The sequence below is a fragment of the uncultured Chitinophaga sp. genome (assembly GCF_937898475.1).
GTDB lineage: Bacteria > Bacteroidota > Bacteroidia > Chitinophagales > Chitinophagaceae > Chitinophaga.
The window spans coordinates 16,333-41,274 of sequence record NZ_CALEJS010000026.1 but is presented as its reverse complement, the minus strand read 5'-3'; the positions used below and the strand labels follow the sequence as shown (position 1 = coordinate 41,274).

General features: G+C 49.3%; 22 protein-coding genes and 1 tRNA gene. 11 read left to right on the top strand and 12 right to left on the bottom strand.

The window, feature by feature from the left end; genetic code table 11:
* The first annotated feature begins 1 nt into the window (after position 1).
* The 4 genes from Q0577_RS17460 (at position 2) to Q0577_RS17445 (ending at position 2,024) form a co-directional block, all read left to right on the top strand.
* A tRNA-Ser gene (locus Q0577_RS17460) sits at positions 2-86 on the top strand.
* A gap of 247 nt (positions 87-333) precedes the next feature.
* The gene (locus Q0577_RS17455) at positions 334-690 is read left to right on the top strand and encodes a tyrosine-type recombinase/integrase (protein ID WP_298738422.1); all 357 of its coding nucleotides are present in this window, start codon (positions 334-336) and stop codon (positions 688-690) included.
* Between the two features lie 6 nt (positions 691-696).
* Positions 697-1,023, top strand: a complete 327-nt coding sequence (locus Q0577_RS17450) for a hypothetical protein (RefSeq protein WP_298738420.1) — start codon at positions 697-699, stop codon at positions 1,021-1,023.
* A 614-nt stretch (positions 1,024-1,637) separates the two neighbouring features.
* Positions 1,638-2,024, top strand: a complete 387-nt coding sequence (locus Q0577_RS17445) for a DUF1801 domain-containing protein (RefSeq protein ID WP_298738418.1) — start codon at positions 1,638-1,640, stop codon at positions 2,022-2,024.
* Positions 2,025-2,031: 7 nt separating this feature from the next.
* Here Q0577_RS17445 and Q0577_RS17440 read toward each other — a convergent pair whose 3' ends face one another.
* Positions 2,032-2,508 (bottom strand): VOC family protein, encoded by a 477-nt coding sequence (locus Q0577_RS17440; protein WP_298738416.1) that lies wholly within the window; start codon positions 2,506-2,508, stop codon positions 2,032-2,034.
* Positions 2,509-2,821: 313 nt separating this feature from the next.
* On the opposite strand from Q0577_RS17440, the gene Q0577_RS17435 reads away from it, so the two are divergent.
* Entirely contained in the window at positions 2,822-3,730 is a 909-nt protein-coding gene (locus Q0577_RS17435) for an alpha/beta hydrolase (RefSeq protein ID WP_298738415.1), read from the top strand.
* 101 nt (positions 3,731-3,831) lie between these two features.
* Entirely contained in the window at positions 3,832-4,692 is an 861-nt protein-coding gene (locus tag Q0577_RS17430; protein ID WP_298738414.1) for a helix-turn-helix domain-containing protein, read from the top strand.
* Here Q0577_RS17430 and Q0577_RS17425 read toward each other — a convergent pair.
* From Q0577_RS17425 to Q0577_RS17390, 8 genes are all read right to left on the bottom strand, one after another.
* Entirely contained in the window at positions 4,689-5,189 is a 501-nt protein-coding gene (locus Q0577_RS17425; protein ID WP_298738413.1) for a hypothetical protein, read from the bottom strand. The two genes, Q0577_RS17430 and Q0577_RS17425, sit on opposite strands and share 4 nt — an antisense overlap.
* Positions 5,190-5,290: 101 nt before the next feature.
* Positions 5,291-6,145, bottom strand: a complete 855-nt coding sequence (locus Q0577_RS17420) for an AraC family transcriptional regulator (RefSeq protein ID WP_298738412.1) — start codon at positions 6,143-6,145, stop codon at positions 5,291-5,293.
* A 194-nt stretch (positions 6,146-6,339) separates the two neighbouring features.
* Positions 6,340-7,752 carry an efflux transporter outer membrane subunit gene (locus tag Q0577_RS17415; protein WP_298738411.1) on the bottom strand — a complete coding sequence of 471 codons (1,413 nt, stop codon included), beginning with the start codon at positions 7,750-7,752 and terminating at the stop codon, positions 6,340-6,342.
* Between the two features lie 84 nt (positions 7,753-7,836).
* A complete protein-coding gene (locus Q0577_RS17410; RefSeq protein WP_298738409.1) occupies positions 7,837-11,010 on the bottom strand; it encodes an efflux RND transporter permease subunit in 3,174 nt (1,057 codons plus the stop codon).
* 76 nt (positions 11,011-11,086) lie between these two features.
* Positions 11,087-12,247 (bottom strand): efflux RND transporter periplasmic adaptor subunit, encoded by a 1,161-nt coding sequence (locus tag Q0577_RS17405; RefSeq protein ID WP_298738407.1) that lies wholly within the window; start codon positions 12,245-12,247, stop codon positions 11,087-11,089.
* Between the two features lie 335 nt (positions 12,248-12,582).
* Entirely contained in the window at positions 12,583-13,464 is an 882-nt protein-coding gene (locus Q0577_RS17400) for a helix-turn-helix domain-containing protein (RefSeq protein WP_298738405.1), read from the bottom strand.
* 173 nt (positions 13,465-13,637) lie between these two features.
* Positions 13,638-14,069 (bottom strand): MarR family transcriptional regulator, encoded by a 432-nt coding sequence (locus Q0577_RS17395; RefSeq protein WP_298738403.1) that lies wholly within the window; start codon positions 14,067-14,069, stop codon positions 13,638-13,640.
* A gap of 308 nt (positions 14,070-14,377) precedes the next feature.
* Positions 14,378-16,489 (bottom strand): MutS2/Smr-associated SH3 domain-containing protein, encoded by a 2,112-nt coding sequence (locus tag Q0577_RS17390; RefSeq protein ID WP_298738401.1) that lies wholly within the window; start codon positions 16,487-16,489, stop codon positions 14,378-14,380.
* Between the two features lie 200 nt (positions 16,490-16,689).
* Between Q0577_RS17390 and msrA the strand changes: the two genes are divergently transcribed.
* Together msrA and Q0577_RS17380 are read left to right on the top strand one after the other, a co-directional pair.
* Positions 16,690-17,244: a peptide-methionine (S)-S-oxide reductase MsrA gene (msrA, locus tag Q0577_RS17385; protein WP_298738399.1), complete on the top strand. Its 555-nt coding sequence runs from the start codon at positions 16,690-16,692 to the stop codon at positions 17,242-17,244.
* A gap of 285 nt (positions 17,245-17,529) precedes the next feature.
* Complete coding sequence (locus Q0577_RS17380; RefSeq protein ID WP_298738398.1) at positions 17,530-17,826, top strand: hypothetical protein; 297 nt, start codon at positions 17,530-17,532, stop codon at positions 17,824-17,826.
* Between the two features lie 24 nt (positions 17,827-17,850).
* On the opposite strand, the gene ygiD is transcribed toward Q0577_RS17380, so the two are convergent.
* Positions 17,851-18,729 carry a 4,5-DOPA dioxygenase extradiol gene (ygiD, locus tag Q0577_RS17375; RefSeq protein WP_298738397.1) on the bottom strand — a complete coding sequence of 293 codons (879 nt, stop codon included), beginning with the start codon at positions 18,727-18,729 and terminating at the stop codon, positions 17,851-17,853.
* Positions 18,730-18,815: 86 nt separating this feature from the next.
* Here ygiD and Q0577_RS17370 point away from each other — a divergent pair, with 86 nt between their 5' ends.
* Positions 18,816-19,238 (top strand): helix-turn-helix domain-containing protein, encoded by a 423-nt coding sequence (locus tag Q0577_RS17370; RefSeq protein ID WP_298738396.1) that lies wholly within the window; start codon positions 18,816-18,818, stop codon positions 19,236-19,238.
* A gap of 389 nt (positions 19,239-19,627) precedes the next feature.
* Here the strand turns inward: Q0577_RS17370 and Q0577_RS17365 are convergent, their stop codons facing one another.
* On the bottom strand, positions 19,628-20,851 hold the full coding sequence (locus Q0577_RS17365) for a response regulator (protein WP_298738395.1): 1,224 nt from the start codon (positions 20,849-20,851) through the stop codon (positions 19,628-19,630).
* A 246-nt stretch (positions 20,852-21,097) separates the two neighbouring features.
* Between Q0577_RS17365 and Q0577_RS17360 the strand changes: the two genes are divergently transcribed.
* Complete coding sequence (locus Q0577_RS17360; RefSeq protein WP_298738394.1) at positions 21,098-22,156, top strand: saccharopine dehydrogenase NADP-binding domain-containing protein; 1,059 nt, start codon at positions 21,098-21,100, stop codon at positions 22,154-22,156.
* A 268-nt stretch (positions 22,157-22,424) separates the two neighbouring features.
* A complete protein-coding gene (locus Q0577_RS17355) occupies positions 22,425-23,522 on the top strand; it encodes a Gfo/Idh/MocA family oxidoreductase (protein WP_298738392.1) in 1,098 nt (365 codons plus the stop codon).
* Here the strand turns inward: Q0577_RS17355 and Q0577_RS17350 are convergent.
* Positions 23,517-24,941, bottom strand: coding sequence for an amino acid permease (locus tag Q0577_RS17350; RefSeq protein WP_298738391.1), 1,425 nt, complete (start codon positions 24,939-24,941; stop codon positions 23,517-23,519). The two genes, Q0577_RS17355 and Q0577_RS17350, sit on opposite strands and share 6 nt — an antisense overlap.
* Between the last annotated feature and the right edge of the window lies 1 nt (position 24,942).

Sequence of the window (24,942 nt, the reverse complement as noted above, 5' to 3'; positions counted from 1 at the left end):
CGGAGAGATGGCAGAGCGGTCGATTGCGGCGGTCTTGAAAACCGTTGACTGTAAAAGGTCCGGGGGTTCGAATCCCTCTCTCTCCGCAGGATAGTATATCAAAGGAGTTTAAAAGGCTCATAAAACGCTGGTTTTATGAGCCTTTTTACTTTTTTGGGGTTTAATAGAATTCAAAGGAATTCAAAAAAAGGTGGAGAATTCGGTGCACCGGAATTAGTAGCATCTTTGGTGCACCGAATTGCGCTGAAACACCCAATCGGTGAAGGTTTCGTGAAATAGAGACCTTTTTAGTGACGGATACAATCATTCGTAACACGAAAAAAGGAAGTGCAAATGGAACACCGGATCAGTATCCTCTTTTATATCCGCAAGTCGAAAATGACAAAGGAAAAGCTGATGCCTATTTATATTCGCATCACGGTAAACGGACAACGAATAGAGCAAAGCATACTGCGTTACGTTGAGGTTGCCCGGTGGAGGGTGACTGCGGGATGTGTGAAGGGCAGCGGTGCGGAGGCCAGGCATACTTTTGCAACAACTGTGACATTGAGTAATGGAGTGCCTATGGAGTCGGTTAGTAAGATGCTGGGGCATAAAAATCTGAAAACAACCCAGCATTATGCAAAGATATTGGATAGGAAGGTTAGCGAGGATATGAAGGTTTTAAAAGGAAAATTCAGTAGTCAATAAAAAGGCATGCAGAACGGCAATCTTATAATCGTTACGGCTCGCATCTCCTTGAAAAAAACAGAAGAAGGTGGGCGGAAATCCGGAATTGCATCCGGATATAGGCCTAATCATGTATTTGAAATGCCGGAAGACTTGAGTAAGCTAACCACTTTCATAGGAGATATTCGGTTCGAGGACCAGGAATTAATTGAACCTGGTGAAACAAAAATTGTTACCGTAAGATTTCTTCGAATACCTCTGATTGAAAAATATATAAAAGTCGGCCAAAAATGGTTTATTAATGAAGCAGCCAGAACTATTGGGATTGGAGAAATTTTGGAAGTACACTCCTAAAGCTTGACCGTTCGGTCAAAGGCAATTTTAGTTTCGGGAGTAGTAAAGTTCTCTCACCTAAACCGACCATAAGCCTTAAAGCCCTGCAAAGGAATTGCTAATAGGGCGTGCGCTAAAAATATCCCTTCCCGGTTCAGGTACTTGTTATTTTGTAAAACCCTACCCGTTTCTTCTTTCCCGTAATATATAATAGTGGTGAGGACATCGTCAAATCTCCCTCTTTCAAACATCCGGGATATAATAAAATGTCCATCCCGGAAAAGATCAAGATTATCACGTTCCACATCCCAGAATACGTAGGCAGGTAATGGGACTGTTGTATACCGCTTATCTTTCATACTATCGGATTGTAGACCCAGTATCCCTTTAGAAGGCATTTTTTGGGGATGAGTGTGCTTTGGTTTGCACACACCCTCTCTCTCCGCTAAAATCTTTCAAGCCATCAGATAGACCTGGACGCTTTTTTGTTGTTGACCGATATCCGGGACCTTGATCCTTAAAATGATTTTAACAGTAAAAGGTCGTAAATTCACTGCTATCAATTCATAACTAAACAACCGGCAATTATCCTCACATGAATGAAACGTATGAATACATTTTGAATGAATTAAAAAATGAAATCAATCCGCAACCTCATTGAACTATACACCCTTCTCCCCGAAGAAGAAAAACTCATCGTAGACATCCTTCGCCAGATCATCATTGAAACACTACCCGCTTACTGCAAAGAAAAAATATCCTACAACGTTCCCTTCTTTTACGGCAACAAAGGTATCTGCATCATCTGGCCTGCTGCTATTCCCCGGGGAGGCATCAAAAAGGGCGTTTTACTGGGCTTCTGGTATGGTAATAAACTAACTGACGACGATCATTTTCTATCGCGTGGAACCAATAAACAGATCTTCTATAAGATCTATCATACCGCAGAGGAGATAGATGAAATACCCATCAAGAAACTGCTGCAACAAGCGCTCCGGTTAGATCGCACGTTTAAAAAATAAGCCCCCATCACGCATTATCATACGCCGCCTGTATATCCTTAATTATAATCTTCTTCATTTTCATCATCGCCTGCATCACCGCCGCCGACTTTTTAGGATCTGGATCCTTCATCAAACGGGAAAGTATTTCCGGTGCCACCTGCCAGGAAACACCATACTTATCTTTCAGCCAGCTGCAGGGACCTTCCTGGCCACCGTCTGCGGTCAAAGCATTCCAGTAATAGTCCACCTCTTCCTGGGTGTCAGGTTCAATGGCAAAGGATATCGTCTCCAGGTATTTTGCCTCCTGTCCCCAGTTCAAAGCGGTCATCGTCATCCCCAGTATCTCAAAAGTGGCGGTAAGTACGGTGCCCGCGGGCATGGGGGTATGCTCCGGGTATCTGGTTACTTCCAGCAGTTTTCCTTTGAATATCGATACATAGTAATTGGCTGCTGCTTCTGCTTCGTTGTTAAACAGCAAAAAAGGTGTGATCTGCGCTCGCATAATTTATAGCATTTAATTATACGTCCAAAGCTAAGCAGGTTCAATTCAACAAGACATGGGCGAAACGGACAAATAAAGGGGGCATTTAATCCGCTATACCGCCTTCGTATGTACGGAACCCGTCGAATTTACCCATCGGGAAAAATGTACAAGCCTTCTTGACTTTTGTCCATTCTCTGCCGTCAATTTCCGCCGCATCTTTGTACTGTTGAAACGGACGGAATGTGCAACAGGCAAACAGCCGGCCACACCAACACATCTAATTAATATACAAACAATTAACTTAAAACATCATCTTAAAAAGTTCATTAAAATGAAAACAACTATCTTTACCATCGCTACGTTTATGATGATCTTGTTCGGCACGGGAACATTTGCTCAAGGGAAAAGAGTACCAGCATCTGCAGGACGCGCTGCCTTCATCGAAGTTGAAAAGAACGTTCGCCTCCATGTAACCGACCTGGGCGAAGGCCAACCCATCGTACTGATCCATGGCTGGCCGCTGAGCGATGCCATGTACGAATATCAATACCAGTACCTGGTGCGCAAAGGTTTCCGGGTGATAGGGATTACCCTCAGAGGCTTTGGTGAATCAGACAAACCCTATGGCAGGTACGATTTTGATGTATTTTCAGATGATATCAAAGTGGTGCTGGAAAAACTGAAGATCGAAAACGCAGTACTCGGCGGATTCTCTATGGGCGGCGCCGTAGTAACGCACTACGTAACCAAGTATAACGCAGCCCATGTAAGCAAACTGGCCCTGTTCGCCGCAGCAGCGCCATCATGGAAACAACGTCCGGACTTCCCATATGGTGTATCCGATGCCGATATCAATGGCCTGATCAAGGCTACTATGACCGCCAGGCAGGACCTGATCGCAAGCTTTGGCGCCGATTTTCCCGCTAAGGAAGGTAACATCTCCAGGAACGTGGAAAAGTGGCTGGAAAACATCAACCTGGAAGCATCACCGTATGCCATCACGGAGTCCATCACCGCGCTGCGCGACCTGGACCTGCGTCCGGTAGTGCCTGAAATTAAAATACCGGTAGCCATTTTTCACGGTACCCAGGATAAACTGTGCGACTTCTCACTGGCAGAGCAGATGCACAAGCTGATTCCCAACTCCTTCATTGTGAAGTTTGAAAACAGCGGCCATGCACTCTTTGTGGAAGAAGCCGAAAAGTTCAACACAGCGCTTGAAAAATTTGCCAGGCAATAGCAAAGACAGGCTTAGCACCATTAACATGCGGCGTTCTGGATGAACCCCGCATGTTTGTTATGGTGAACCATGCTGTAATCATCCGTATATATCTGAAAACTATGCGTCAGCAACATATCTTCGACAGCAGCTTAAAAACCATCGGTCTCCTGTATGTAAACAACGAAACGATCGATGACATCAACGGCGAAACGTACAAGTCGTACATCAAGGTGCTTTACCTGCCGGAGGGCTACAAGATCACCGTCGATTTCGCCGCTTACGCTACCCACCAGCCTACCCTCTTTTTCGTAGGGCCCAACCAGTTCCTGCAGATCGAGCAATTGGGCGCACAGCCGGGATACCTGGTCTTCTACAACCGCGATTTCTACTGTATCCAGATACACGACCAGGAGGTGGCCTGCGACGGTCTCTTGTTCAATAACATCAATAATATGCCGCAGGTAGATATTCCCGCCGGGGCGGATGTCTTCATCACTTTACTCCGGCAGATGGAAGAAGAGTTTCAACTGAACGATCCGGGACTGGAAGAGATGGTCCGCACTTACCTTAAACAGCTGCTGATTAAAGCTACCCGCCTCTGGAAACAGCAACACCTGGAAAAGTCTATGGCTAAACAACATAGCGATGTTGAGTTCTTCAGAAAATTCACTCGCCTGGTAGATGCGGAATACAAAACCAAACATACCGTGGCAGACTATGCGGAGTTGTTGCTGATGTCTCCCAAAACCATTACCCATAAATTCAAAAGGCTCAAACTGCCGCAACCCAATGAAGTGATCAAGAACCGGATCGTCCTGGAGGCTAAAAGGCTGCTGATCCACACCTCCCTGAGCGCCAAGGAAATTGCACATGACCTGGGATATGATGATCCGGCCTATTTCAGCCGGCTGTTCCAGGTGAAGACGGGGCATTCGCCATCCGCTTTCAGGCTTAAATACCATGCCCCATCCGAAAGTTAGATACCTCCCAACTCACTCCTGTTCAGCTTCCGCTGCTGTATAAACTGGTACACAGCACCTGCAATGAACAGTAACAGCAGCACCAGCAGGGTCCTGGCAATTACCGGGTCGGTAACGTCCTTCGCTATCGGATGACCAATGGGCACCCGTGTAAAGGTCTCATTAACGGTAGGAACCAGTGATAAGAAGAAACTTAAAGACAATAGGAAGTTCTCAATATAACGGGCCCTGTTATAGCCTTTCCGTTTGGTATAAAGATAGAAAGCCACCAGGACCAGAACGAAAATAAAGAGAGAAAATGCATGCCCTGCGTTGAAACCACCGTGTTTGGAAATTCCCAGCGCCGTTAATGCGGTAACTACCGTGCAGTAAAAGTATATTTTCCCTGCCAGCTGACCCAGGCTTATCTTACCAAATTTTACAAATGATACCAGTGCGGCTACGATGGCGATGATGCCGATGATCGTGTGAAAAATGCCTAAATTAGATAGTCCCATATGAATTGTATTTATTACACAAAATTGGCAAATGGGACAATCTCCAACTTTATAGATTAGTTCAACTATTTGGCATTCTGGTTCACCGCAACAGGATCTGCTTAGCCGGCTTGCTGATTCTGGCGGTATTGGGTAGGGGTAACATTGTACTTATCATGGAAGCTTTTGGTGAAGCTGGCCAGGTCATTGAACCCGCACTGGAAGGCAATACCGGATATCCGCTCGCCGGATGCCAGCAGCAGTGATGCCGCCTTTTCAAGCCGCTTGTGCTTGATATAATTGGCGGGGGTATCATTGTACACTTTTGCAAATTCCCTTTTAAAGGAAGAGAGGCTAAGGTTGGTTTCCCGCGCCAGTTCTTCAATGCTTAAGCGGGAAAAGATGTTGGCGTCAATGATCTGCCGGAAAGTATAGGTAGTGGGCGAAATTATCTGTGACAGTATCAGTTGTATAGACGCTGCATTCGGGGTTTGTGACAGCAGCAGTATAATTTCCTTCAGTTTCAGCACAAGCATATCTTCATTCACCAGGGCCGGGTTTTCAAAATAGAACAACAGGCCCTCTACGTATTTCTGGATCAGGAAGTCGTTGTTGATGATCTCCAGCGACCTGTTTGAAATGAAGTTTGCGGGCGACTGCAACAATAAGGGCATTTCCTTGTCATATACCCGCTTTAAAACATCGGGGTGGAAGTTGACGATCACGATTTCATTTCTGTCGTCTGCCGCTGCATTACTCAGCTCTTTGCTGGAGTTGATGCAATTCAGAAAAAGCGAATGTTTACAGGGAATATCTCTTTGCTCATCCTCCACCTGGAATTGTACACCCCCCTCCAGCATGTATAGGAAACATGCATGATCGGTGATCGGGAAGGTATACCGGAAGGGCGCCTGCATCACCACTTTCTGTACCAGTGGCTTTCCGTACAACTCATATTTCTTATGATCTGTTATCATAGCAGAAAATCTGTCCATCACAAATTATACAAATAGAGCGAATGTTACAAATGCCCCTGCCTTGTAATAAAAGACGCCGCACAAAAGTGCGGCGTCTCATTCAAAGCCAATGCGTTCTCTATCTTTTACCAATCTGGCGAACTAATTCCTTTCTGTTGAATAATCAGCTTATTATCAATCAGTGAGCTGACTTATTATTTCCAGCCGCCACCCAGTGAGCGGTACAGATCAACAGATGCGCTCAGCTGCTGACGCACAATGTCTGCGCGGGAAAGCTGGGCCTGCAGTGCATTGCTCTGGGCAGTGATCACTTCCAGGTAATTGGCCATACCGCTGTTGAAAAGCAGGCGGGCCTGTCCTACAGCCGTAGCCAGGGTTTCTACCCGGTCTGTAGCTACCTGGCGTTGTGTCTGCAGCTTGTCCAGTTTTATCAGGGCGTCAGATACTTCACCGATGGCGGTCAGCGCCTGCTGACGGAAACGGAACTCTGCCTGATCACGCTGCACCTTTGCCACTTCCAGCTGAGTTTTCAGCTGGCGGCGCTGGAATATGGGTTGCATGAGGCCTCCCAGCGCGGTGCCTGTCAGTGAGTTGATATCAAACCACTTGGCGGCCTTGTAAGAGTTCAAACCACCGGAGGCGGTCAGTGTCAGTGCAGGATACATACTGGCTTGCGCCACGCCTACCAGGGCGTTGGCCGCCACCAGCTGCGCCTCTGCTGACCTTACATCGGGACGTTTGCTGATCAGGTCTGCAGGTACGCCGGCAGACAGCTGGTCCCACATCTTCACCTCTTCCAGCTTACCACTGCGGGGCAGTGTAGCCGGCAGCTGGCCTGCCAGGATCCTGAGTGCATTCTCCTGGATGGCAATACCCTGTTCCAGCTGGGGTACCAGCAGGGCTGCAGTCTGCTGCTGGGAAATGGCCTGCTGAACGGCCAGTTCTGTTACATCGCCTGATGTTTTCTGCAGGCGCATCATCTGCACGATGGAGTCGCTGAGCGCCACATTATATTTGGCGATCTGCAACTGCTCATCCAGCATGAGCAGGTTATAATAGCTGTTGGCTACATTGGCCACCAGCTGCGTTTGCACGGCGCGCGCGCCTTCAAAGCTGTTCAGGTAATCGGCCAGGGCGGCTTCTTTCTGGCGTTTGATCTTACCCCATACATCTATTTCCCAGGAAAGGTTAGCGATGAGGTTATAGTCCTCAATGTGACTGGTTCCCAGGAAGGTGTTCAGACTGATACCGTTCAGGCTGTTTTTGGAGGGGTAGCTGGTACTGGCGGTAGCCTGCAGATTCAGGGTAGGCAGCCAGCCCAGTTTGGCCTGCTTTACGTATGCCTGCGCGCTTTCAATATTCTTCAGGGCGATCTGCAGATCGTAGTTGCCTTTAAGGGTGGTATCGATCAGTGCAACCAATACCGGGTCTTTGAAAAACTGCCTCCATTCCACACCTGCAATGCTACTGTCTGAAGGGACCTGGCCTGTGCTGTTGAATTGTCCCGGCAGGGCCAGGGCGGGCCGCTGATAATTACGACCCACCCGGCAGGCTGCCAGCACTACAACTATCAGAAAAATTATTGGTATGAAAAGTCTCTTTTGCATGTACATTTTAATTTACGCTTGACGCTTAAGGCTTAGGCGCTTAACGCTGATGCTTGTTGCGCTCAGCGTTAAGCGTTCAGCTTATTACGATACAGTTTCTTCTTCCATCTCTTCTTCGTAAACCCTCAGTCCTGCACGGCCGGTTATCCTTTCCTGTAAATACTGGAAGATAACGTACAGCACAGGAATGATGAATACACCTAGTATCACACCCGTCAACATACCGCCGATGGCGCTATAGCCGATGGAGTGGTTACCCACGGCAGATCCCTTCTTCACGAATACCAGGGGTATCAGACCTACGATAAAGGCGAATGATGTCATCAGGATGGGACGAAGCCTTGCTCTCGATCCCGCCAGTGCGGATTCAAGCAGCCCCATACCGTTTCTCCGTCGTTGTACGGCAAACTCCACGATCAGGATCGCGTTCTTAGCCAACAACCCTATCAACATGATCATACCAATCTGCACATAGATATTATTATCCAAACCGGCAAAACCGATGAAGGTAAATACACCGAGTATACCTGTCGGGATGGTCAGGATCACCGCCAGCGGCAGTACATAACTTTCGTACTGTGCTGCCAGCAGGAAGTATACGAATATGATACTCAGCATGAAGATGTAGATCTGCTGGTCGCCCGCCTTGATCTCTTCACGGGTGGCGCCTGTCCACTCATATCCATAACCGTTGGGCAGCGCCTGTTTGGCTGTTTCCTCAATCGCTCTGATGGCATCACCGGTACTGTAACCTGGTTTCGGCGTACCGTTAATGGTTACCGCATTATACAGGTTGTTACGGGTTACTGTTTCGGGGCCGTATACGCGTTTCAGTGATACCATTGTTTTCACCGGCACCATCTCATTCTGGTCGTTCTTTACATAGATACCATCCAGTGAGTGGATATCATTACGGTACGGCACATCTGCCTGCGCAACCACACGATAGTACTTACCAAAACGGTTAAAGTCGGATACATAGCTGCTACCGTAGTAGATCTGCAGGGTCTGCATCAGCTCTGTAATGGATACGCCTAACTGTTTGGCTTTGAAATTATCCACTTCCACCCTGTATTGGGGGTTGCCGGCAGAGAAGGTAGTAAAGGCAGCGCCGATCTCCTTTCTTTGCATCAGGGCGCCGATAAAGCCCCATGCCTGCTGACCCAGCTGGTCCAGCGGACGGCCAACCTTGTCCTGCAGCATGAATTCAAAACCACTCACGTTACCAAAACCCTGTACGGTGGGGAAGGTAAAGAAGAAAGCGCTCGCGTCTTTCAGCTGGCTGGCCGGGCCGTACATCATGCCCGTGATCTGGTCAATATTCTCAACCGGTCCTCTTTCACCAATGTCTTTCAGGCGTATAAAACCTGCAGCATAAGGGGAAGCGGCCGCGTTACTGATAAAGTTAAAACCGTCTACCGTCCATGTATGACGTACGGCAGGGTTCTGGCGAAGCATACCGTCCAGTGTAGAAGTAGACTTATGCGTTCTGTCCAGCGAACTACCCGGAGGGGTGTTCAGGGCGTATAGTACGAAAGACTGGTCTTCCGTAGGAATAAATCCTGTAGGCGCCCTGCGGGCCAGTATAAAGGCGGCGATTGTAACCAATGCCAGCAGGCCCATAGAAACCCATTTATGACGGATCAGGAACCCAAGGCTCTTGATATACCGGTGGGTCATAGAGGTGAAGGCGGCGTTGAAGGCGTTAAAGAAACGGCTTCCGAAGCCGGTCTTCTTGCCATGCCCATGTTCATCACCATGGTCGCTCTTCAGGAACAGCGCACACAAAGCAGGGCTCAGTGTCAGGGCGTTGATCGCGGAGATCATGATGGCGATCGCCAGCGTAAAGGCAAACTGCCGGTAGAATACACCCGCAGGGCCCTGCATGAAACCAACCGGGATAAACACGGCCATCATCACCAGGGTGATGGATATGATCGCACCGGAGATCTCATCCATTGATTTCAGCGTAGCTTTCCTCGCCGGCCATCGCGTTTGCTCCATCTTGGCATGGACGGCCTCCACCACCACGATCGCATCATCCACCACGATACCGATGGCCAGCACCAGGGCAAACAGCGTCAGCAGGTTGATACTGAAACCAAACAGCTGCAGGAAGAAGAAGGTACCCACAATGGCCACGGGTACGGCTATAGCCGGGATCAGGGTAGAACGGAAATCCTGCAGGAATATGAACACCACCAGGAACACCAGTATAAATGCGATCACCAGTGTTTCACGCACCTGGTAGATAGATTCATCCAGGAAGTCTTTTGCATTATACATCACTTCCGTGCCAATGCCCTTGGGCAGACTGGCCTTAAAGTCTACCAGCAGGTGTTCAATATTTTCCAGGATCTCGTTAGCGTTGGAACCCGCTGTCTGGATGATGGCGAAACCTGCAGCAGGCTTACCATCCAACAGGTTGTTGGCGCCGTAGTTCAGTGATCCGAACTCTATACGCGCCAGGTCTTTCAGGCGAAGCATAGAGCCGTCGCTGTTAGCCTTCACTACGATGTTCTCATAGTCTTCATTCAGGTTCAGCTTACCTTTATATTTCAATACGAATTCAAAGGTTTCTGTGCTGCTCTCACCCAAACGGCCGGGAGCGGCTTCAATGTTCTGATCCCTGATAGCGTTCAGCACATCCTGCGGGGAAAGGTTATTGGCAGCCAGGCGGTCAGGTTTTAACCATACACGCATGGAGTAATCCTTTGCACCGAAGATCTGCGCCTGGGCCACACCGGGTACACGTTGTATCTGGGGGATCAGGTTGATCTTGATATAGTTCTGCAGGAACTTCTCATCATATTGTTTCGGGTCTTCACTATATAAACCCATGAACATGATGAAACCGTTCTGCACTTTCTGTGTACTGATACCGGCAGTGATTACTTCCGCAGGCAGCTGGCTGGTAGCCTTGGATACCCTGTTCTGTACGTTTACAGCAGCGATATCCGGATCGGTGCCCTGTTTGAAATAAACAGTCAGCACCATACTACCATCGTTACTGGAGTTGGAGGTCATGTATGTCATGTTCTCCACCCCGTTCACCGCCTCTTCTATCGGGTTCGCCACTGAGCGGGCTACCACCTCGGCATTCGCACCGGGGTAAGAAGCCGTCACCGTTACGCTGGGCGGCGCAATATCAGGGAATAAGGTAACCGGCAAGGCGAAATAGGAGATAATGCCCAATAGTAACAGGATGATGGACACTACCGTAGAAAGTACCGGCCTTAATATAAATCTTCTTAACATGATAAGTTCACTTTTTAGCTTGTAAGTAAAATCCTCATTTGCATGTTATACTTCATAACAAAGTATAGCCTGCCACTTACAACGGTTTTGACTTGAGCACACTATCAGCAGATACCGGCTGAGGTGTAATTACAGCTCCATCCTTTAAAGCGCCTGTTCCTGACAGTACGATCTTCTCTCCTGCCTTCAGGCCATCGCTGATGAAATAGTAGTTAGCTGTTTTACCGGCAACGCTGATTGGTTTGCTGGCTACTTTGTTACTATCGCCTACGGTATATACGAACACTTTGTCCTGTATTTCAAAAGTGGCTTCCTGTGGTATGGTGATAGCGGCGGGCACCTGTTGCGCCAGTCTTATCTTACCGGTGTTGCCTGTACGCAGTATACCGTCGGGATTGGGGAAAGTAGCGCGGAAGCTGATAGCGCCGGTTGTTTTGTTGAACTGGCCTTCTACCGTTTCGATCTTTCCTTTCTGGCTGTACGGCGTATTATCTGCCAGGATCAGCTCAACAGGCGGGGCCTGTTTCAGTTTCTCCTGGAGGGTATTACCTGCGAAGTTGTTCTTGAATGCGATGAAGTCGGGCTCACTCATAGAGAAGTAAGCGTAGATCTCACGCACATCAGACAGCAGTGTGAGCGGCTGCGCATCGTTGTTGGTTACAAGGGCGCCTATTTTATAAGGGATCCTTCCGATATAACCGCTAACGGGAGCGGTTACCAGGGTGTAGCCTACATTGATACGGGCGCTGCCTGCTGATGCTTTAGCCTGGGCTACTGCAGCCTTAGCTGCTTCCAGGTTGGCTTTGGCCGTTTTCATCTGCACTTCAGATACTACGTTGGCAGCCACCAGGGGAGCCAGGCGGTCTACCTCTACCTGTGCACGTTCCAGGTTGGCTTGTGCAGCCAGCTGGTTAGAGCTTGCGCTGTTCAGTTGCTCAGCATATAAGCGTGCGTCTATTTTAAATAAAGGCTGGCCTGCTTTTACAAAGGCGCCTTCATCTACAAATATTTTCTCCAGGTAGCCGGTTACCTGCGGGCGCACCTCTACATTCACCTTTCCTTCCAGCGATGCGGGAAACTCCAGGTAAGTAGTAGCCGGCGCTGAAGTAACTGACATCACCGGCAATTGCGGCGCCTGGGGCGGCGGTCCGCCTGCCTGGTTCGATGAACAGCTATATAGAACGACAGCCAGCATCAGGATGCCGGAGATGTAGCCGGGTAGCTTGATTTTGATCATTTTTTTAAATAATAGTTCCATGGTGTTATAGTGTTATATAATTTATAGACGAATGAGCACCTCTTTACAGGACAAAACAATCCCTGTTACTTTTCAGTATCTAATAAAAAGGCTTGGTTTCAGTGACAGTTATCGGGTAGTAGTTTTAACAGAAATAGCCAAGAGTATCGTCAGTTCGACATGGCCCGTCAATCCCGCCTGGTGAACCTTATACGGATAAAGGCTGTGTTTTGTTACCAGGAACCGGGTATGTGTTTATTAATTCTTCATATACTTATAAATCTGATGCAAAAGTAATAAAGCCTGTTTGCATTGTTCTTTAACAAATTGCGGTATTAATTGTACTTTTCGCGGATACTGCGCTGAAACATTGCAGGTGTATAACCGGTATGTTTCTTGAAAAAGCGATTGAAATACGCATCATCCTCAAAGTGCAACTGGTACGCAATCTCCTTAACAGACAGCTCTCCCCAGAACAAAAGGCGCTTGGCTTCCATGATCCTTTTTTCATCGATCACCTGTTTGGCCGTCTTCCCTACAACAGATTTAATGGTATCATTAAGATGCCCCGGCGTAACATGCATCATGTCTGCATAGTGCGCCACCTGTGTCTTATCCCGGAAGTTCTGGTCTGACAGCTCATTGAACTGGCGTACCATCCGGTTCTGCGCTGTATCCACCAGCTGCATATAGGCTACGTTGTGCTGTGGCAGCCGGGCGCAGGCCATGATCAGCGCATTGAGCAGGTTACGGATAATGCTTTCGCGCAGCGGCCGCACATTACCATGCTCTTTCAGTATAAGACCTGCAAAATTCATCAGCTCCTGCATCTGGGCAGCCTTCACTGGTATGGCCCTTTTGTAGAACACACATGCCCAGCAGTTGAGCATACCCTGAGACTCTGCCAGCAGAAACTCCTTATCGAAATGTATGGATACGGATTCAAAAGCCGCCTGCTGTTCTTCATGCTGATGCACCTGGTCTGGCGCCAACAGGATAACGGCCGGCGCCGTGATCGTATACTTTTCGAAATCTATATACTGGGTGATCTGGCCTGACAATAATAAGGTGATAGTAAACCCGGTGTGGCGATGCGGGTGCATGTTTGCCACTATAGCATTCGTATTCCTTCCAATGGTAAAACCTTCTATCGCATCTGCATCCTTCTTCGCAAATTCTGTGATGTTGTATACGGGTATTAACACATTGTTCTTCATCTCATACGGTTTTGTGGTTAGTAATGCAGGTGGAACTTTTAAAGGCGGCCTCACCAACGATCGATTCGGATAACAAGTACAGAAAACACTCACATAGTACCGCAAATCTAAACCATCCAACCAGCATTTTTAAGAAATTATTTACTAGATAAGTATTTAGCTAGCTAATCAAGTTAGGTCAGGTTTTTCAAAACCTGCATCATCAACCGTTTCAATAATATCCTTTCTTCGGTGGTCATATTGGCAACAGTTTCCTTTTCCAGCTCTTCCCACATCTTTTCAGTGATGTTCTCCACTGCTTTCTTACCTTTTTCGGTAAGGTACACCCTGACGGAGCGCTGATCCGCTGTACAGCGTTCTTTCTTCACAAACCCGTTCTTTTCGAGGCGCTCTACGGTACGGGTCACCGTTACAGCCGACACACACATGCCACAGGTAAGCTCATTGAGGGTGATCCCCTCCTGTTGATGGATCTGTTGCAGCAGCAACTCCTGTCCTGCATGCAGGTCCAGCGTTGCCAGCAGCTCATTCGCCCTGTTGCGGTGCGCCTTACTGATCCGGGAGATCAGGTAGCTCACCGTTTCGGACACCGGTATCTTATTCATCCGTGCGTTTTTATCATTATTATATCCGGATGGTCACAAATACCCCATCCCCACAATCCGGGGATAAAAGTAGAAACAATTAGCCAGCTAAACAAGTATGGGTGAAAAAAAATTCCAAAAGCCAGGTTCCAGATTCCAAATGGCAGGTTTCAGCGTCCCAACAACAGGTAATTTATTACTGTCTGATAGTTGGATCCTGGTATTCAGTACCTGGCCCGGGGCATTCGTATTTCCCCTCTGAAATCTGGTATCTGGCTCCTGGTATTAACTTTTGGAATCTGGTATTTGGAATCTGGAATTTTAAATATCTACCCCGCCGTTTCCTTGGGCCGCTCTTTCACCACCACAAGGTCAGCCAGCTTGACGTTCATAGGCAGGTTCCCTATCTTAACAATAGCTCTTTTATCACGTATCTCCAGCAGCTTGCCTACCTGGTTATTGCTCAGGATCTTTACCTGGTCGCCTACCTTGGCTTCCCCTCCTACTTCCTGGAACTTATCGTTCACCTTCTTCTCCAGCTTTTCGTTGATCTGCTTTTCACGTTTGCGGAAGAGTAAAGCTTCGGCCTGTTTCATCACCTTTTGCTTATCGTCGGTACGTTTCCATTCGATCAGGATCTGCTTCATTTTACGCTCCATATCTTTCAGGTATTGCAGCTCATCTTCGCGGATCTTGTTCTGCAGTTTCAGCAGCTGATACTGCTGTTGTTTACGCTCCTTGTCAGATAAGATCTCGTATTCTTTTTTCAGGCGTTCGTTCTCTTTGATCAGCTTCTGCAGGTCTTTTTCTTTCTGCTCTATCTTCTGCATATCCTGCTCTGCTTTATTCAGCAGCTTATCCAGGCGGAAGTGGCCTTCATCTACCAGTTTACGGGCACGGTTGATCAGCGCCGGATCCAGGCCTATACGCTGGGCAATAGAAAAGGTATAAGAGCTGCCGGGTTTACCCACCATCAGTTTATACATGGGCAGCAGGTGCTCTTCATCAAAGCCCATGGCCCCGTTAATAATGCCCTTTACCTTGTTGGCCATTACCTTCAGGTTAAGGTAGTGGGTGGTTACAATACCGAAGGCATGTTTGCGGGCCAGCTCCTCCATGATCACCTCCGCAAAGGCGCCGCCCAGGTTGGGATCAGAGCCGCTACCCAGTTCGTCTATAAAGAAGAGCGTCTTACCATTGGCAGACTCCATGAAGTATTTCATGTTCTTCAGGTGCGAGCTGTAGGTGCTCAGCTCAAACTCGAGCGACTGTGTATCGCCGATGTGGATCATCAGCTGGCGGAATATGCCCAGCTGTGATGTGGGGTGCACCGGTACCAGCAGCCCGGCCTGCAGCATGAGCTGTATCAGCCCTGCGGTTTTAAGGGTAACGGTCTTACCACCGGCATTCGGGCCGGAGATCACCAGGATGTGGTGGTCTTTATTCAGGGTCAGGTTCACCGGTATGGTAGGCTTATTGTTCCTGCGGTTATACAGGAGCAGCAGCGGGTGATACGCTTCTACCAGGTGCAGCTGTGAATGCGGCGTGATCATGGGATAATTGCCGTCCATATCCAGCGCCAGGCGCGCCTTGGCCCTGATAAAATCATACAATCCCAGTATATCGTGATAGCCGCCCAGTAAAGTCGCGAACTGGCTCAGCTGGGAGGTCAGCGTTTTCAGGATGCGATACACCTCCTTCTGCTCCTCCCTTTCCAGTGCAAATACCTCGTTATTGATCTCGATGGTCTCTTCCGGCTCAATGAAAGCGGTTTTGCGGGTATCAGACTCCCCGTGCAGGATACCCTTTACCATGCGTTTGTGCTCTGCAAAAATGGCAACAACACGGCGGGTGTTCAGGAAGGCCTCTTCTATATCTGCCAGGTAGCCCTGTTTGTTGAGCTTCTGCAGGATGCGGTCAAATACGCGGCGCAGCTCCGTACGTTTACGGAACAGCTGCATACGGATCTTGGCCAGTTCGGGGGTGGCGTTATCGCGCACCTGCCCGGATTCATCCAGCACTTCGTCTATCAGTACGGTGATCTTCTTTTCGTAATGGGTATGGGCAATTACTTCGTGCAGCCCGGCATACTGCACGCGGCGGTCACTATCAAAAAAGCGGAAGATGGCGTGCATGCTTTCAGCCAGCCGGCGTATCAGCATGAACTGATCTTCTTTCAGCACGGCGCCCTGTATGCTGAGCAAACGCAGCTCGCTCTTCAGGTTCAGTACTGCGTCGTTCGGGAAATGCTCCTGTAATAACACCAGTTGTTTATACTCATGCGCCTGTTGTAAAGCCGTACGGACGTAATCAATATGGGTATGCAGGCGGAGCTCTTCTGCCATCTGCTTGCCCAGCTCCGTTTTGCAATGTTCCTGTAATAATGCCTGAATCTTGTCAAACTCCAGTTGCACTAAGGCCGAATCGGGAAAATATCTCATGTCTCGTTATATCGTCAAACGTAAAAGAATGTTAAAGTTACTTAACTTGTTGATCCGAAGCATCTATATTATCGTAATTTGCGTATACGGTAATAAACGGTTATATGTTAAAATATTCATTATTAAGTTGTTTGATGGCTGTGACCGTCATTGCATGCGCCCAAAACAACCACTCAAACAAGGATAAAGTACCCGATGATATGGAAGTGACGAACAACAACAATTTAGCTAAAGCCACTTTCGGTGGCGGCTGCTTCTGGTGTACGGAAGCACAGTTCCAGTACCTGGACGGTGTGGTGAAAGTAGCATCCGGCTACTCCGGAGGCTCCGTGGCCAACCCCTCCTACGAAGCGGTTTGCACCGGCACCACCGGTCATGCCGAAGTGATACAGGTAACGTACGATACCACAAAGATAACATACGATGAGCTGCTGGAAGCATTCTGGCAAAGCCACGATCCCACCCAGCTGAACCGCCAGGGTAACGACATCGGCACGCAGTACCGCTCTGTTATCTTCTACCACGATGAAGAGCAGCACAAAAAAGCGGAGTACTACAAACAGAAACTCCAGGAATCCGGTGTTTACGACCACCCTGTTGTGACGGAGATCTCTCCCCTGAAGAACTTTTACGTAGCAGAAAATTACCACCAGGACTACTACAACCAGAACGGTTCCCAGTCTTACTGCTATTATGTGATCAGGCCCAAGCTGGAGAAGTTCAAAAAAGTTTTCAAGGATAAACTCAAACACTAAAAGTTTGAACGTTTGAAAGTTTAAGGGTTTGAAGCTGTCTTCCTCATTAGGACGCCTTCAAACCCTTAAACTTTTAAACTATTAAACGGCCCCCCGGTTGGCCTGCTGCAATAATACTGCGGCCGCCACAAGTACTTACAGACACGCAGGACGATACAGTTTTCAAAAAAATATCACGCGTTACAACACCTTAAAAATCACCCGGTAAAAGCAAGATAAGATCAGGAAAATGCCTATATTATGGCGCGAAACAAGCTGTTACTACCACGTTAAAACTGATCTACTATGCTTGAGCAGTCAACTAAAACTGAGAGCATCAACAGCGTTATTGAAGAAAAGACAGTGGAGATCTGTCTGCAAAAAGGCCTGTTACCAGGCATTAAATACTATTGGGACCAGAAACACCAGCAAACCGGTATCAGGTATTCCCTGCGCCTTGCAAAGGCAAATGTGGAGGCTTTACTGACCTCCAGGGGACTGATAGACGCCGTAAGAAAGCCCCGCAACCAGGGCTGGGCCATTATTGCTATCATACTTTTCAGCATAGCAATAGCTATTTATCTCTATTCACGAAGCCATTAATACGGCGTCCTTACTCACCATATCCTACCCGATCTTTACTGAGGTCATGGTCACTGACCCCATCACCACTTTATCATTGAAGAAAAGCGGCTGATCATTCTTTTCCTGTAAGCCCAGCGTATACAGCAGCGGAAAATAGTGATCCGGTGTTGGAACCGCCAGCAGCGCCGATTTGCTCAGCTTTTCGTAATCGATCAATGCAGCATGGTTACCATCGCTGATATGCTTCTTAAAGAGGGCATTCATTTCTATGGACCAGTCGTACCCGTATTCCGGCTGATCGACCTTGTCCCACGCCGCGATCCGGAGGTTATGCACCATATTGCCGCTGCCGATGATCAGCACTCCTTTCCTGCGCAGGGCGCCCAGTTCTTTGGCCAGCTCATAGTGGTATTGCGGCGGCTGATGATAGTCTATGCTCAGCTGCAGCACCGGTATATTGGCGTTGGGATACATATGCCGGATGATGCTCCAGGCACCGTGATCCAGGCCCCAATCGTGGTCCAGGCCCACATTTGTTCTGGTGATCAGTTTTTGGGTAACCGCCGCCAGTTCCGGTGAGCCGGGAGCCGGGTATTGTATATCCTGCAAGGCTTCCGGAAACCCGCTAAAATCATGAATGGTCGAAGGTTGCTCCATTGCCGTAATATGTGTGCCGCGGGTCAGCCAGTGGGCTGATATCACCAGTACGGCAGCCGGGGTCGGGATCTCCTTCCCCATCTGCGCCCAACGGCGGCTGAACTCGTTGTCTTCTATTCCGTTCATGGGAGAACCATGGCCAATGAACAACACCGGCATCTTATGGCCCTGCTCGTTCAGTCCCCCGGTGAAGTGCCTGAATGATTGTAAAGAGATCATAGCTGCTGCTCCTGTAATATTTTTTATGAATGTTTTCCTGTTCATACGTACCTTTAAGTTACTTTTAGTAACTCAAAAGTAAATAGTAACCGGCTATCCGCCAAGAAGGCACACCATCAAAACCAAGGCACATGGCAGTAACTAAAGATGATAATCAATATCTTGATATAGAGGAACGGGTAAATAAAATCTTCTCTCCCGAACGTGGGTCGATGCAGTTCTGCCCCGTGAAGGACATACTGGGGCATTTTGCCGATAAGTGGTCAATATTTACCATCCTGGCGCTGGGCAAGCGGGAGAAAGTACGCTTTAATGAGCTGAAGGAAATGGTAGAAGGCATCTCCCAGCGGATGCTTACCGTTACCTTACGTTCCCTGGAAGAGAACGGCATTGTGGCAAGAAAGATGTACCAGGAAATACCACCCCGCGTAGAATACTGGTTAACGCCCCTGGGCAGAAGCCTGCTTGAAAAGATACTGGAACTGGCCAACTGGTCCAGTACAAACATGGATGCGATAGTAGCGGCCCGCAAACAGTTTGCGAAAAAACAATAAGCCGTGATGTAGCCGCATTTGTGATGTAGCCGCCATTATCGTCTAACCGCTGTTAAGATATAGCAGCACCCAACAGCAAACATCCACCAGCTAACAGCTAACAGCCAATAGCCAACAGCTAACAGCCAACAGCAATCAGCCAACAGCAAATAGCTAACAGCTAACAGCCAACAGCAATCAGCCAATAGCAAACATCCACCAGCTAACAGCTAATAGCTAAAAGCCAACAGCCAACAGCAATCATCCAATAGCAAACATCCACCAGCCAACAGCTAACAGCTAATAGCTAAAAGCCAGCAGCCAACAGCCCTTAGCAACCAGCCAGTCCCCCATGCTGTTGACTCCGGAAACAACTGCATGGGGGTTGCTGTATTATCCATCACTATTTATCAGTTGGCGGCAAAGTCGAGATATTTCTGCACGATACCAGCCACCTGCTGCAGCTCAAATGGCTTCAGCATATATTCACTGGCGCCCGCCTGCAGCAAAGGTGCATTCCCTGAAAGATCCCTGGCGCCCGTCATCGCAATCAGCGGCGTATCTTTCAATAAGGTGCGCAGGGATTGCATGGTGGCTACTCCATCCTGGTCGGGCAGATGAACATCCATAAAGACCAGGTCTGGTTCCAGTTGCCTGGCCAGGCGCAGGGCGTCTGCCGCATGCGTTACTACGGCTACCTGCCGCAGCCCCAGTTCGTGGAGGTAATTGCAGATCAGCCGCTGGCTGAGCGGGTTGTCTTCTATTACGAGCACTTTACGCCTGCTGTGGGGCACAGGTACCTGTACGGCCTGTTGCAGTCCCAACGGTGCTGCCGCCGGCATGCTGGTTTTCATGGGCAAACGCAGCCACACCATGAACTGGTCTTTAATGCAGGCGGCCTTGACCATCCCTCCCAGCATGTTCACATATTTGCGCGTAATGGTGAGCCCCAGACCGGTATTACTTTCAGGATGCCCCAGCGTATAAAAGGGCTCGAAAATGTGTTTCAGCTGCTCTTTACTGATGGCCGGGGCTTTGTTGACAATGACCATGGTCCATTCACGGGCGCCCTCAAAACAGTCGATACGGATACGGTTACCCGACGGACTGAACTTGATGGCATTGTGCAGCAGGTTGGAAACGATCTGCCGCAGCAACATCACATCCATCGCTATAAAGGCGGGAAAACCCGGCGGCATATTACATTGCACTTTCAGCTGCTTTTCAGCGGCGTGATAATGATAGGCGCCCATTACTTTCTCCAGCCAGGGCCTGATCTCCAGCATCTCCCATTGCGGCTGGTAGTCGCCTTCCGTTTTAGCCAGCAGTAAACCGGCATCCAGGAAGTGCATCATGTTACGGGAAGCTTCGCGGAGGTTACGCGCCAGGCGCGCCACCTGCACCGGCAGCTGTACATCATCTGTCCATTTCGTGAGCAGGGCGCTGTTGCCCGCTATAACGTGAACGCCATTACGAAGTTCATGAAAGGCCTCCCGCAGACATGCCTTTTGTTCAAGACAGGTCTTTTCAATAGCTTCATTCCGGCGGTGCAGCGCACGCCGTTCTTCTTCAAGGTTTCGGATAGTTTGCAATAGCAGGCTCCTGCTGCCCAGTTGCCTGAGAAGTTTTAGCATATGATATGGGTTGGTTTAAAAGTGAATAATGGGATTAATTCATTTGTAGTTAGTGCTTCAGTTTTTCATTATCAATTTCAATTAAAAGATATTTGGGTAACATGTTACAATCCGGTTATTATACTTTGAAAGCCGCTTTCAATTTGATTTAGCAAAGGTAGAAAGCGTTTTGCTAAAAAAAATTGATCCAGATCATCAAATTGGCATATTGATAAAATTTTTTAGGGAATTTTGTACTTTACCAACATGCAACCGAATACTTTTCTGCTGTATGGCGCTTACGGATATACAGGCGAGCTGATTGCCCGTTATGCAATACAATATAACCTGCAACCTATCCTGGCAGGCAGGCGGGAGGCTCCTTTAGCGGCGCTGGCTGCCAAACTGAACCTTCCGTATAAAGTGATCGACCTGGATAATACCCCGCTGCTGGAAGCCGCCCTGCGTGAAGTAAAGATCGTTGTGCATGCGGCAGGACCTTATGATTTTACTGCCAGACAGATGGTAGACGCCTGTTTGCGTACCGGCACCCACTACCTTGATCTCAACGGCGATCCTGATATATTTGAACAGCTGCATCAGTCAGACGAAGCGGCCAAAGCAGCCGGCATCATGCTGCTGCCTGGCGCCGGTTTTGATGTGGTGCCTACAGACTGCCTCGCACAATTCCTGAAAAAAGCCCTGCCCGATGCACAGGAGCTGAAGCTGGCATTCGCCATACTGGGCAGCGGCCTCTCTCACGGCACAGCGGTCAACTCCATACAAAAAATGGGATTGCCCGGCGCCATACGGGAGAACGGCCAGCTGGTGCGGGAGCCGCTGGGCAAACGGGGTATGCAGGTAGACTTTGGCGTAAAGAAACTGTTTGTAATGAGCCTTCCCTGGGGCGATGTGGCCACCGCCTGGTATAGTACCGGCATTCCTAACATACAATCCTATACGCATGTACCTGTTGCAGCCTGGCAGCTGCTGAAGGTGCAACACCTGTACAACTGGCTGCTGCGTAAACCTGCAGTCCGCAACTTCGTGAAACGGCAGATAGACCGCCGCGCCCCCGGCCCGGATGACAATACCCGCAACCAGGCGATCAGCCTTATCTGGGGACAGGCAAGCAATGCCGGCGGCCAGCGGGTAACCGCCCGCATGCGTACCCCCGAAGCCTATGACGTGACGGCGTATACCGTGCTGCTGATCACACAGAAAGTATTACAGGGAAATTTCAAAACCGGGTACCATACCCCCTCCACTGCATACGGAGAAAACCTGGTGCTGGAAGTTCCCGGCGTGCTGCGGGAGCTGTTATAGGTGTTATACAGACCGGAGGATGTTATGTAGATGTTATGTAGATGATATGTAGATGTTATGTATCTGAAGAAATACATAACATCTACGCCAGCCATACATAATATCAACAGCAGGTATCAGGCACATATATGGGCCGTAAAGCAGTAAATCTCTCATAAACCCCTTGACTGGCGCCTCAAAATCCGTTATCTTCACTATCTACCCTTTTTTATACGAGCAAGCGGTCTTTAGCATCTCCATTTCTAAACCACGTAAACCAAACTGACGCATGACACTGATCTCCCGCAGAAACGCATTAAGAACGCTGGCCCTGGGCGGCGGCGCCATCCTGCTCTCCCCTGGTTCGCTCCTGGCTGCCCGGCCCCGGAAAGATCGCCTGGGCGTAGCCCTGGTAGGGCTCGGTTATTACAGCACCGACCTGCTGGCCCCCGCCCTGCAGCAAACCAGACACTGTTACCTGGCAGGGATCGTTACCGGTACGCCTTCCAAGGCCGAGGCCTGGAAAAAGAAGTACAACATCCCCGATAAAAATATCTATGATTACGGCAACTTTGACCAGATTGCCAATAATCCCGACATTGATGTAGTATACGTGGTGCTGCCACCTTCCATGCATAAGGAATATACCATACGGGCAGCGAATGCAGGCAAACATGTATGGTGCGAAAAACCCATGGCCATTACCGCGCAGGAATGCCAGGAAATGATAGATGCCTGCCGCAAAAATAAAAGATCGCTGGCCATTGGCTACCGCCTGCAGCATGAACCCAATACGCAGGAATACCGGCGCATTGTTAAACAACAGCTGCTGGGCAAAGTAAAGCAGGTAGACTGCGCTGCGGGCTACCGCGATAACCGCACCAATCACTGGAAGCAGCAGAAGGCCCTGGGCGGCGGTGTGATGTACGATATGGGCGTATACGCCATACAGGGCGCCAGGCTGGGTAGCGGTATGGAACCCGTGGCCGTGGTATCTGCCAAAACCTCTACCACCCGGCCGGAGATCTACAAAAACGGGCTGGATGAAACCACCGTGGCTGCCCTCGAATTTCCCGGCGGCGTACTGGCCAACATTAAAACCAGCTTTGGCGAGAACATTAACTTCATGGACATTACCTGTGAAAAGGGCGTGATCAAAATGGCCCCCTACTCTGCCTACAGCGGCGTAAAAGGAAGCAGCCCGCTGGGTGAGATCAACCACCCTTATGAAGTGCCTTTCCAGCAGGCCAAACAGATGGACGACGACTCGCTGGCCATTATGGGTGGTAAACCCATGCAGGTGCCCGGCGAAGAAGGACTGAGAGACATCCGCATTGTGGAAGCCATCTATAAAAGCGCTGCCAGCGGACAACGTGTTAATCTATAAATGTTTTTTCCTGAAGTATAAATAGAGGGGAATACCCAGCGCGGTGATCAGCAGTCCCAACAGGGAGTTGATCACCGCTGTTTTTCCGGCTATATACAGGCTGATATCGTTCCAGACAGTGCTCACCACATAGAACGCCGCAAAGGCGATAAACAGCAGCGGCACCAGCGGATAACCCCATGTTTTATACGGGCGCGGATGATCCGGCAGCTTACGCCTGAGGATAAAGAGCCCCACCGCACCCAGCAGGTAAGCAACCCAGGCTACAAAGGTGAACATATCTGCCAGCATATCAAAAGAACCGCTGAAGATGAGTATGGAAGACCATATGCCATGCAGCCAGAGCGCATTGCCGGGCGTCTGGAAACGTGGATGCGTTCTGCCCGTCCACGGAAAGAACAGCCGGTCATTACCCATGGCGTAGGTGACCCTTGATATGGCCATGGTATTGCCGTTCACCGCACCAAAAGTACAGATCACGATAAGAGCCGCTATAATGGCGCTGCCCGTACCGCCCAACGCTATGGCAATCGCATCTGCCGCCACCAGCTGAGCGCCTGCCATGGCATCGATAGGAAGTACATACAAATAGGCCTGGTTCACCAGCAGGTATACCGCTATACAAACAAAAAGTCCTGTAACCAGGCTGCGGGGAATAATACGCTGCGGCGAGCGGATCTCACCGGCGATAAAGGTAACGTTGATCCAGCCGTCATACGCCATGAACGCACCTGTGAGCGCGGTGATAATGCCGCCCATCAAACTCCATCCTTCTTTAGCATGAGCGCCGGGTGTAATGAAGTTTGCCGCATCTCCCCTGCCGGAGCAAAAAATGCCGAATACCAGTATCCCGATCACGGCCACCTTCACAAAGGTAGACAACACCTGTAAAGCGCTGCTGGCCTTTAAACTGAGGTAGTTCAGCAGGGTTAGTCCCAATACCAGCACAATGGCCAGCGCTTTTACGCCCAGCTGCTGCAGCGGATAAAGACTGCCCAGGTAAGGAATGTGTATCACCCAGGACTGCTCTGTGGCGGCGGGCAGGCGGGGCAGCTGCAGAAAATAGTCTGCATACTGGGCGCACACAAAAGAAATGGCAGAAACGGAAGCGGTGTTGATCACCGCAAACGCGGCCCAGCCATACAGGAAAGCAACAAAATCGCCGAACATAAAACGGAAGTACACATAGATGCCGCCTGTCTGCGGCAGCATGGCCCCTATCTCTGCAAAGATCAATGCCCCGAAAAGGGAAAATATCCCGGCAATGACCCACACAAGCGCCAGCCAATGGGGCCAGCCTACCTGTAAAGCCATGGTGGCAGGCTTCATAAAGATACCGGAGCCGATGATGCTGCCCACCACCACGCAGGTAGCAGCGCGGAAACCGATGGTGTGGCGTAGCGTTGGGGTAGCCGGCATA